7 protein-coding genes are annotated in these 9,924 nt (G+C 73.3%); 6 read left to right on the plus strand and 1 reads right to left on the minus strand.

What is annotated here, in order from left to right; all coding sequences use genetic code 11:
* Nucleotides 1–289 precede the first annotated feature (289 nt).
* The 4 genes from JK363_RS28360 (at nt 290) to argF (ending at nt 5,810) form a co-directional block, all read left to right on the plus strand.
* Complete coding sequence (locus tag JK363_RS28360; RefSeq protein WP_201878645.1) at nt 290–2,404, plus strand: hypothetical protein; 2,115 nt, start codon at nt 290–292, stop codon at nt 2,402–2,404.
* 14 nt (nt 2,405–2,418) lie between these two features.
* Entirely contained in the window at nt 2,419–3,306 is an 888-nt protein-coding gene (locus JK363_RS28365) for a hypothetical protein (RefSeq protein ID WP_236076163.1), read from the plus strand.
* A 121-nt stretch (nt 3,307–3,427) separates the two neighbouring features.
* Nucleotides 3,428–4,657 (plus strand): arginine deiminase, encoded by a 1,230-nt coding sequence (locus JK363_RS28370; RefSeq protein ID WP_201878647.1) that lies wholly within the window; start codon nt 3,428–3,430, stop codon nt 4,655–4,657.
* A gap of 148 nt (nt 4,658–4,805) precedes the next feature.
* A complete protein-coding gene (gene argF, locus JK363_RS28375; RefSeq protein ID WP_201878649.1) occupies nt 4,806–5,810 on the plus strand; it encodes an ornithine carbamoyltransferase in 1,005 nt (334 codons plus the stop codon).
* 33 nt (nt 5,811–5,843) lie between these two features.
* Here the strand turns inward: argF and JK363_RS28380 are convergent, their stop codons facing one another.
* Nucleotides 5,844–6,305: an ATP-binding protein gene (locus tag JK363_RS28380; RefSeq protein ID WP_201878650.1), complete on the minus strand. Its 462-nt coding sequence runs from the start codon at nt 6,303–6,305 to the stop codon at nt 5,844–5,846.
* A 270-nt stretch (nt 6,306–6,575) separates the two neighbouring features.
* Between JK363_RS28380 and JK363_RS28385 the strand changes: the two genes are divergently transcribed.
* Together JK363_RS28385 and JK363_RS28390 are read left to right on the plus strand one after the other, a co-directional pair.
* Nucleotides 6,576–7,403 carry an enoyl-CoA hydratase family protein gene (locus tag JK363_RS28385; RefSeq protein WP_201878652.1) on the plus strand — a complete coding sequence of 276 codons (828 nt, stop codon included), beginning with the start codon at nt 6,576–6,578 and terminating at the stop codon, nt 7,401–7,403.
* Complete coding sequence (locus JK363_RS28390) at nt 7,400–9,700, plus strand: bifunctional salicylyl-CoA 5-hydroxylase/oxidoreductase (RefSeq protein WP_372444866.1); 2,301 nt, start codon at nt 7,400–7,402, stop codon at nt 9,698–9,700. Before JK363_RS28385 ends, JK363_RS28390 begins: the two co-directional genes overlap by 4 nt.
* Nucleotides 9,701–9,924 lie beyond the last annotated feature (224 nt).

Genomic DNA, 9,924 nt, shown 5'->3' on the forward strand with positions numbered 1-9,924 from the left:
GTGTGCGACGGGGGTGCACACGGCCCAGCGCCCGGCACCGGAGAGGGGCGGCGGGACGGGCAGGGGGAGAGAGAGTCCCGCCGCCCGCTTCGGGCCCCGGAGTCCAAGCGGTCCGGAGCCCAAGCGATCCGGTGCCCAAGCGATCCGGTGCCCAAGCGGTCCGGAGCCCCAGCGGTCCGGTGCCCCGGCCGGTCCGGTACCCCGCGCCGCGGCGCTCCCGCGCCCGGTGAGACGACAACGGGCCCGCTCCCGGCCATACGGGGGCCACGGCGGCGAAGGACGGCGGGCGATGAGCGGAACCGAGAACATCGACGTCACGGCGGACCACACCGGCATACGGCGGCTGGACATCCCGAAGGGCGGCCCGCTGGACGGCGCGGGCGAGGCGGGCGGCGCCCGCACCGCGCGCGAGGCCCGTGCGCATCTGCACCTCACCGACGGGCCGGCGCCGCTCCCCGCCGACGAACCCTGCCCCACCCTCCCCGAAGGGCCCGTTCCGTACGAGGAGTTGGCGCGGCTGCAGCGGCTCCACCGCACCGGGCCCGGCCACTCGCAGCTGCGTGAGCAGCTGCGGCGCACCCGCCTTCTCGCGTTGTGCGGCGAACCGGGCACCGGCCGCGCCTGGACCGGGCTCGCGCTCCTGGCCGAACGCGCCGAGCGCGCCGGAGGCGGTGTCACCCGCCTCGCCCCCGGAATCCTCCTCGGCACCTCCACCGCGCAGGAGCTGCAACGCGGCCACGGCTATCTCCTCGAACTGCCCGCCGCCGCCGTCGTATCCAGCGTCACCACGCCGGACACCAGATCGGGAACCACACCGGGAACCACGCCGGACACCACGCCCGGCACCCTGCTGGACCGGCTGCGCGCCCGGGCCGTCGAGCGTGGGGCGTTCGCCGTTGTCCTGGTCCCCGGCGGACCGCTGGCCGAACAGCTGCTGGGCGACCGCCGTCACGCACTGCCCCATGAGCCGCCCGCCGCCGCCGATGTCCTCGAGGTCCATCTCGCCGATCTGCTCGCGGACGCACCCGCCGAACTGCTGGAGCTGGCCCGGACCACCGCCGCCCGGCCCGAGGTGGCCGAGGCGCTCGGCCTGGACGAGCTGCGCCCCGGTGAGGCGGCCCGGCTCGCGGGCCATCTCGCCGCCCACGCGCGGGGCGGGATGTCCGATGGACGGCTGCTGGCGCACTGCCGGTCGTTCGCCCCGCGCCAGGCCCGTGCGTGGTTCGCGGCGCCAGGCCGCTTGGACACCTTGCCCGCTGCCCTGCCCGAGCTGCGGGCCGCCGCGCTGCGGATCGCGCTCGCCGTCTTCAACGGCTCGGCGCACAGCCTCACCGCGGAGGCCGCCGAGCTGCTGACCTGGGAGCTGGCCGTCACCCTCGACCCCCAGCACGCCCCGGGCCGCCCGCTGTTCACCGCCCGCCCCGGGGCCGCGCCCGGCACCGCCCGTGCGGTGTGCGGGGACGGCATGGAGGACCTCGGGGAGGCGTCCGTACCGGTCCGCGCCGTGTGGTTCCGGGGGCGGCGGCTGGCGCCCGCGGTGCTGTACGAGGTGTGGGACGGCCACCACAACCTCCGTGGCCCGACGGCCCGTTGGCTGCGCGCGCTGTGCGACGACCCGCGCCCGCAGGTGTGGGTGCGGGCCGCGGTCGCCGCGGGTGTGCTGTGCGCCCGGGACTATCTCTATGGTCTGACCGAGCTGCTGCTGCCGCTGGTGCGCACCGACAGCCCGGTGCAGCGGATGGCGGCCGCCACCGCGCTCGCCGAGGCCGCCCGCGCCCCGGAGGTGCGCCCCGCCGTGGACGGCCTGCTGCGCGCCTGGGCGCGCGGCGACGACGAACGCGAGCGCGAGACGGCGGCGCTCGCCCACGGCTACGGCCTGGCGGCGGGTTCGGTCCCGGCGTCCTTGGCGGAGCTCGGCCGGATCGCCTGCGCCGACGGCGGCGTCACCACCTCTTACGGCGTACTGCGGCTGCTGGCCGGGACCGAGCCGGAGGTGGTGCTGGACGGGCTCACCCATTGGCTGCGGGACACCCGGCGGCCCCGCCGCGACCTGGCACTGCTGACGGCGCTGCGCGCGGTCACCACCCGCACCTCGCATCTGTGGGGGCTGCGGGAGGTGCCGGAGCTGGAGCCGTACACCGCCTGGCCGTTGGCCACGGCGCTGCTGGCCGCCCGGCCCGGCTGCGCGCCCCAGCTGTCCGAACTGCTGCGGGCCGCGCTGACCTGGGCCCGGTCCGCCGGTGCCGCCGAGGACGCGCTCGTCGGCTGGATCCGGCGAGCGGCCCGCGACGAACGGCAGCTGGCGGTGTTGTGCGGCTTTCTGCCCCGGCTGGCGCAGGACGGCGACGAGCCGCTCGACGTCCGGGCGGCCACACGGATACGGGAGGTGCTGGAAGCGCTGTGAGGGAAGGAACGGGGATGGTGAAGGAGATGGACCGCACCACCGGTGCGGAGGAGGAGACCGGGCACCGCGGCCAACCGGAGACCCGCGACCACACGGAGACCGGGCGTCGCGCCCACACGGAGTGCGGGCAGCCGCCCGGCACGCACGGCGGCGAGCGGGGCGCCGCGCACCCCAACACCCCTGCCCGCCGGTTCTCGGTGACCGGTGCCCGCCGGCTGCGCGAGGCGCTGCGCCACGGCGGGGACGCCCTCGCCGTCGCGCTGCGCGAAGCCGACGACGGGGTGTGTCTGAGCGCGCTCGACGAGGGGCTGCCCGCCGAGCGGGTCACCCGGATCGTGGTCGAGCTGGTGCGCCGGGCGCCGGAGCGGGGACCGGAGCTGGCGGACGCGGTCTGCGAGAAGGTGCTGCTGGCCCATCTTTATCTCGACGCCCCGGCCGGTCCGGCGGTGGGCGGGGCCGGACGGGGGTCCGCCGTGGATCCGGACACCCGGCTGCGGGTGCGCAACGCGCTGATGCTCTACGAGGGTCTGGTGCGCCCGTACGCGGACCGCGGGGCCGTGCCCGAGCTGATGGGGTGTGTCCTGCCCGGCCTGTGGAGCGCGGGCGGCGGCGCGGGCCGCGAGGTGGTGCGCCGGGTCATCGGCACCCGGCAGCCCACCGGCTTCGGCGAGAAGGGCTGGAAGGCGCTGTTTGCCGGAGTCGCCGAGGAGTGCCGGGAACTGGAGGACGCGGCGTGCCGGGCCGCCCGGCGGGAGGCGCGGCGGCGCCGGTGGTGGCCGCGGCGCGGGGACGACGACGGCGGCGGCCGGATCGATCTGCAACCGGGCCAGCTGTGGGTTTCGGCCCTGCTGGGCGTCATCGCCGTCGCGCTGGTGCTGATCGTGGTGCTCGCCGCGGGCTGAGCCCGGCCGCCCCCCCCGGCCCCGCGTACGGCGCCGTCGGCCGGGGCAGGTACCGGCCAAGATCGGAGATATGTGTGTCGCGGGACGTTCACCGTGGGCCCGCAGCGGCGAAGATGGGTGCATGGGATTCCATGTGGACTCCGAGGCCGGGCGGCTGCGCCGTGTCATCCTGCACCGCCCCGATCTGGAGCTGAAGCGGCTCACTCCGTCCAACAAGGACGCTCTGCTCTTCGACGACGTCCTGTGGGTGCGGCGGGCCCGCCAGGAGCACGACGGTTTCGCGGATGTGCTCCGCGACCGCGGTGTCGAGGTCCATCTCTTCGGTGATCTGCTCACCGAGAGCCTCGCGATTCCGGCCGCGCGGTCACTGGTGCTGGACCGGGTCTTCGACGAGAAGGAGTACGGCCCGCTCGTCACCGACCATCTGCGCGCCGCCTTCGACGAGCTGACCGCCCCCGAGCTGACCGAGGCGCTGATCGGCGGGATGACCAAGCGGGAGTATCTGGCGCGGTACCCGGAGCCGGTCTCCGTCCGCTTCCACGCCATGGAGCCCGACGACTTCCTCGTCAATCCATTGCCGAACCACCTCTTCACCCGGGACGCCTCCGCATGGGTCTACGACGGGGTCTCGATCAACGCGATGCGATGGCCCGCCCGCTGGCACGAGACGGTGCACTACGAGGCCGTCTACCGCCATCACCCGCTCTTCGCCGACGAGGACTTCCACGTCTGGTCGGAGGGACAGGCGGCCTACCCCTCCACGATCGAGGGCGGCGATGTGCTGGTGATCGGCAAGGGCGCGGTGCTGATCGGCATGAGCGAGCGGACCACACCGCAGGCGGTGGAGATGATCGCGCACCGGCTGTTCGCGGCCGGTTCGGCCCGCACCATCGTGGCCCTCGACATGCCCAAGGGGCGGGCCTTCATGCATCTGGACACGGTGATGACGATGGTCGACGGCGACACCTTCACCCAGTACGCGGGGCTCGGGATGCTCCGCTCGTACACCATCGAACCGGGTGCGGGCAGCCTTGAGCTCAAGGTCACCGACCATCCGCCGGAGCATATGCACCGCGCGATAGCCGCCGCCCTCGGGCTGGATTCCATCCGGGTGCTCACCGCCACCCAGGACGTCCACGCGGCCGAGCGCGAGCAGTGGGACGACGGCTGCAATGTGCTCGCGGTCGAGCCGGGCGTGGTGGTCGCCTACGAGCGGAACGCCACGACCAACACCTTCCTGCGCAAGCGCGGGATCGAGGTCATCGACATCCCGGGCAGCGAGCTGGGGCGGGGCCGTGGCGGGCCGCGGTGCATGAGCTGTCCGGTTGAGCGGGACCCCGTGGACGGGTAGCAGGGTGGACGGGTAGCCGACGGACCGGCACCGCACCAGCGAAGACCCCCCCTCCGCATATATGCGGTTCTTCGTATATGCTTCCATGGTTCCTGGCCGCGGTATCGCCGCCGCAGCCGTGATCCACCGTGACCGAGGAGCCCACCCCATGGCGATTGACCTCACCGGCCGCCATTTTCTGAAGGAGCTGGACTTCACCGCCGACGAGTTCCGCCGGCTGGTCGGCCTGGCCGCCGAGCTGAAGGCGGCCAAGCGCGCGGGCGTGGAGGTGCGGCGGCTCCAGGGCAGGAGCATCGCTCTGGTCTTCGAGAAGACCTCGACCCGCACCCGCTGCGCCTTTGAGGTCGCGGCCGCCGACCAGGGCGCCTCGACGACCTATCTGGATCCGGTCGGTTCGCAGATCGGACACAAGGAGTCGGTCAAGGACACGGCGCGGGTGCTGGGCCGGATGTTCGACGCCATCGAGTACCGGGGCCACGGCCAGGGTGTGGTCGAGGAGCTGGCCGCCCACGCCGGAGTGCCCGTCTACAACGGCCTCACCGACGAGTGGCACCCCACCCAGATGCTCGCCGATGTGCTGACCATGAGCGAGCACAGCGACAAGCCGCTCCACGAGATCACCTACGCCTACCTCGGCGACGCCCGCTACAACATGGGCAACTCCTACCTCGTCACGGGCGCCCTGCTGGGCATGGACGTCCGGATCGTGGCGCCCCGGCTGCTCTGGCCGGACAACACCATCGTGGAGCTGGCCCGTCAGCTGGCCGCCGCCTCGGGTGCCCGGGTCTCGCTCACCGAGGACGTCGAGGAGGGCGTGCGCGGGGCGGACTTCGTCGCCACCGATGTGTGGGTGTCGATGGGGGAGCCCAAGGAGGTGTGGGACGAGCGGATAGCGCTGCTGGGCCCGTACGCGGTGACGATGGACGTGCTGCGCGCGACCGGGAACGACGCGGTGAAGTTCCTGCACTGCCTTCCGGCCTACCACGACCTGGGCACCGACGTGGGCCGGGAGATCTACGAGCGGCACGGGCTGACCTCGCTCGAGGTCACCGAGGAAGTCTTCGAGTCGGTGCACTCCGTCGTCTTCGACGAGGCGGAGAACCGGATGCACACCATCAAGGCGGTGCTGGTCGCCACGCTCAGCAGGCCCTGATACCCCCGGTGCGGAAGGTGCCGGGCCCGGCGGTCAGCGGGTCCGGGGCGGGAGGGTGAACCAGACGGCCTTGCCGAAGTCGGTGGGCCGGTAGCCCGCGTCCGCGCTGAGGGTGCGGATCAGCAGCAGTCCGCGGCCGCGTTCGGCCAGACTCGGGGTGCCGTCGGGGAGGTCGGCGCCGTCGGGTCTCTTGGGGCCCTCGGGGCGGCCCGGGCCGTCGAACCCGCCGGGCGGGGTCGGGTCCTGGTCATGCACCTCGACCTGCCAGCCACCGGTCGGTACCAGCTCCACCACCAGCTCTATGGGCTCGTCGCCGTCGGTGTGCTGCACGGCGTTGGCGACCAGTTCGGCCGTCAGCAGCTCCGCGGTGTCCCCGTCCACGGGGGCACCGATGTCCGCCAGGGTGTTACGGATCAGCGCACGGGCCAGCGGAACGGCGGCCGTCGTGTGCGGCAGTGCGAAGCGCCAAGTGGCGGCACGGAGGGGTTCGGGCAACGTCCTGGTCCAGTCGTCAGCGGAGCCTTGCGGCCGGGTGTACGGCTCTCCCCCCGGGTGAGTCCGGGGGGAGATACCGCAGCAACCCTTGACGGTATGAAGCGGACGATAGTGCCGGAAGGGACCGTGGACCACTCTTGGTGGGACTTATGACCTGACAGGCGACGTCCGCGCGGCGCTGTCTTATCGCGTACTCGTGACGACAGTCATGATGCGGTGATAACTTCAACTGGCAGGCAGCAGCCGTCAGGCCGAAGGAGGCCAGGGCCCATGAGTCCGTTCACCGGCTCCGCGTCCCGCACCGAAAAGTGGCGCCATCTGCGCCTCACGCTCGACGACGGCGTGGCGAACGTCACCCTCGCCCGCCCCGAGAAACTCAACGCGCTCACCTTCGGCGCCTACGCCGATCTCCGCGACCTCCTCGCCGAGCTGGCCCGCGAGGGCTCCGTACGGGCCCTGGTGCTCGGCGGCGAGGGCCGCGGCTTCTGCTCCGGCGGCGATGTCGACGACATCATCGGCGCCACCCTCGCCATGGACACCCGTCAGCTCCTGGACTTCAACCGGATGACCGGGCAGGTGGTGCGCGCCCTGCGGGAGTGCCCCTTCCCCGTGGTGGCCGCGGTGCACGGGGCCGCGGCCGGTGCGGGCGCCGTTCTCGCCCTCGCCGCCGACTTCCGGGTCGCCGACCCCACGGCGCGCTTCTCCTTCCTCTTCACCAAGGTCGGGCTCTCCGGCGGCGACATGGGCGCCGCCTATCTGCTGCCGCGCGTCGTCGGGCTCGGCCACGCCACCCGGCTGCTGATGCTCGGCGAGCCGGTGCGCGCCGCCGAGGCCGAGCGCATCGGGCTGATCAGCGTGCCGGTGGACGAGGGTGAGGCACAGAGCGGGGCCGAGGCGCTGGCCCGGCGGCTCGCCGACGGGCCCTCCCTCGCCCTCGCCCAGACCAAGGCGCTGCTCACCTCCGAGCTGGACATGCCGCTGTCCGCGTCGATCGAGATGGACGCGGCGACCCAGGCACTGCTGATGAACGGCGCGGACTACGCCGAGTTCCACGCCGCGTTCACCGCCCGCCGCGAGCCCCGGTGGCAGGGCCGGTGACCGCCGGACGACCGGCCCGGATCGCCGTCGTCGGCGGGGGGCCCGGCGGGCTGTACGCGGCGGTGCTGCTGGCCCGGCTGGACCCCCGGCGCGAGATCACCGTCTGGGAGCGCAACGCGTCCGACCGGACCTTCGGCTTCGGGGTGGTCCTCTCCGACGAGACCCTGGGCGGTATCGAGCACGCCGACCCGGCCGTCCACACCGCGATGTGCCGTGAGTTCGTCCGCTGGGACGACATCGACATCGTCCACCGCGGCCGGGTGCTCACCTCCGGTGGCCACGGCTTCGCCGCGCTCGGCCGGCGGCGGCTGCTGGAGATCCTCCACCAGCGCTGCCGCGAGCTCGGCGTCCGCCTCCACTTCCGGACCGCGGCGCCCTCCGCCGTGTCCCTCGCCCGCACCCACGATCTGGTGATCGCCGCGGACGGAGTGCACAGCGCCACCCGTCAGGCCCACGCCGACGCCTTCCGCCCGCGGCTGACCACCCACCGCTGCCGCTACATCTGGCTCGCCGCCGACTTCGCCCTGGACGCCTTCCGCTTCGAGACCGCCGAGACCGAGCACGGCGTGCTGCAACTCCACGGCTATCCCTATTCGCCCGATTCCAGCACCGTCATCGTCGAGGCCCGGGAGGAGGTGTGGCGCCGGGCCGGGCTCGACCGCTGCACCGAGCGGGAGTCCACGGAGGTCTGCGCCAAGCTCTTCGCCGACGCCCTCGGCGGCCGCCCGCTGCGCGGCAACGGCTCGCCGTGGACCGCGTTCCGCACCGTGGTCAACGAGCGCTGGTCGCACGGCAATACGGTGCTGCTCGGCGACGCCGCCCACACCGCGCACTTCTCCATCGGGTCGGGCACCAAACTGGCTGTCGAGGATGCCCTCGCGCTCGCCGCCTGCCTCCAGGAGCACCCGGAACTGCCCGACGCGCTCGCCGCGTACGAGGCCGAGCGCCGCCCCGTCGTCGAGTCCACCCAGCGGGCGGCCCGCGCCAGTCTGGAGTGGTTCGAGAATCTGGAGCTCTATCTCGGCCAGCCGCCACGGCAGTTCGCGTTCAACCTGCTCACCCGCAGCCGCCGGGTCACCCATGACAATCTGCGGCTGCGCGACACCGGCTTTGTCTCGGCGGTCGAGCGGGAGGCGGCGGTGCCGGCCGGTACGCCGCCGATGTTCACCCCCTTCCGGCTGCGCGGACTCACCCTGCGCAACCGTGTGGTGGTGTCCCCGATGGACATGTACTCCGCGCAGGACGGCACCCCCGGCGACTTCCACCTCGTCCACCTCGGCGGGCGCGCCGTGGGCGGTGCGGGCCTGGTCATGACCGAGATGGTGTGCGTGAGCCCCGAGGGGCGGATCACCCCCGGCTGCGCCGGACTGTACGAGGACGCCCATGAGGCGGCGTGGCGCCGGATCGTGGACTTCGCCCATGCGCAGTCCCCGGGCGTGGCCGTCGGTGTCCAGCTCGGCCACAGCGGACGCAAGGGCTCCACCCGGCTGATGTGGGAGGGCATCGACGACCCGCTGCCGGACGGCAACTGGCCGCTGGTGGCCGCCTCACCACTGCCCTACCGCCCCGGCGTCAGCCAGATACCGACGGCCCTGGACACCGCCGGACTCGCCGCCGTCCGCGACCAGTTCGTGCGGTCCGCGGAACGGGCCGCCCGCGCCGGATTCGACCTGCTCGAACTCCACTGCGCCCACGGCTATCTGCTCTCCGGCTTCCTCTCCCCGCTGACCAACCGGCGCACCGACGCCTACGGCGGCTCGCTTCAGGCCCGGCTGCGCTATCCGCTGGAGGTCTTCGACGCCGTCCGCGCCGTCTGGCCCCGCGAATCCCCCATGACGGTGCGCATCTCCGCCACCGACTGGGCCGAGGGCGGCACCACCGCCGAGGACGCGGTGGCCATCGCGTCGGCCTTCGCCGCCCATGGTGCCGACGCCGTCGATGTCTCCACCGGTCAGGTGGTCGCCCATGAGCGCCCCGACTTCGGCCGCTCCTACCAGGCGCCGTTCGCCGACCGCATCCGCAACGAGCTCGGCGTCCCCGTCATCGCCGTCGGGGCCATCTCCTCCTGGGACGACGTCAACTCCCTGATCCTGGCGGGGCGCGCCGACCTCTGCGCCCTGGCCCGCCCCCATCTCTATGACCCCCACTGGACCCTGCACGCGGCGGCCGAGCAGGAGTACACCGGACCCGGGGCGCCCTGGCCGCTGCCGTACCAGGCGGGCAGCCGGAAGCCGCCGACGGGGCGTACGGACGGGCCCAAGCCGCGGCTCGCGCTGGCGGAGCCCCCGGCCGGCTAGGTCCTGTCCGGTGGATCTTCGCGGATCAGCCCGCGGCGTCTGGTGCGGTGGATCGCAAGGCGGAGGGTCGTCCTCGTACCGGGTCGTACTCGGACGATCCCGACAACGAAGCGAGGTGCCGTGCCAGGCGTCGCGGGCCCGCGAAGATCCGCTGGACAGGGCCTGGTAGTGCTTTGTTAGGTGGTGTCGTAGGGCTGCCATGGCACGGTTTGTTGACAGGCGGG

This window comes from Streptomyces coffeae, assembly GCF_016741875.1.
In the GTDB taxonomy this organism is placed as follows: Bacteria; Actinomycetota; Actinomycetes; order Streptomycetales; family Streptomycetaceae; genus Streptomyces; species Streptomyces coffeae.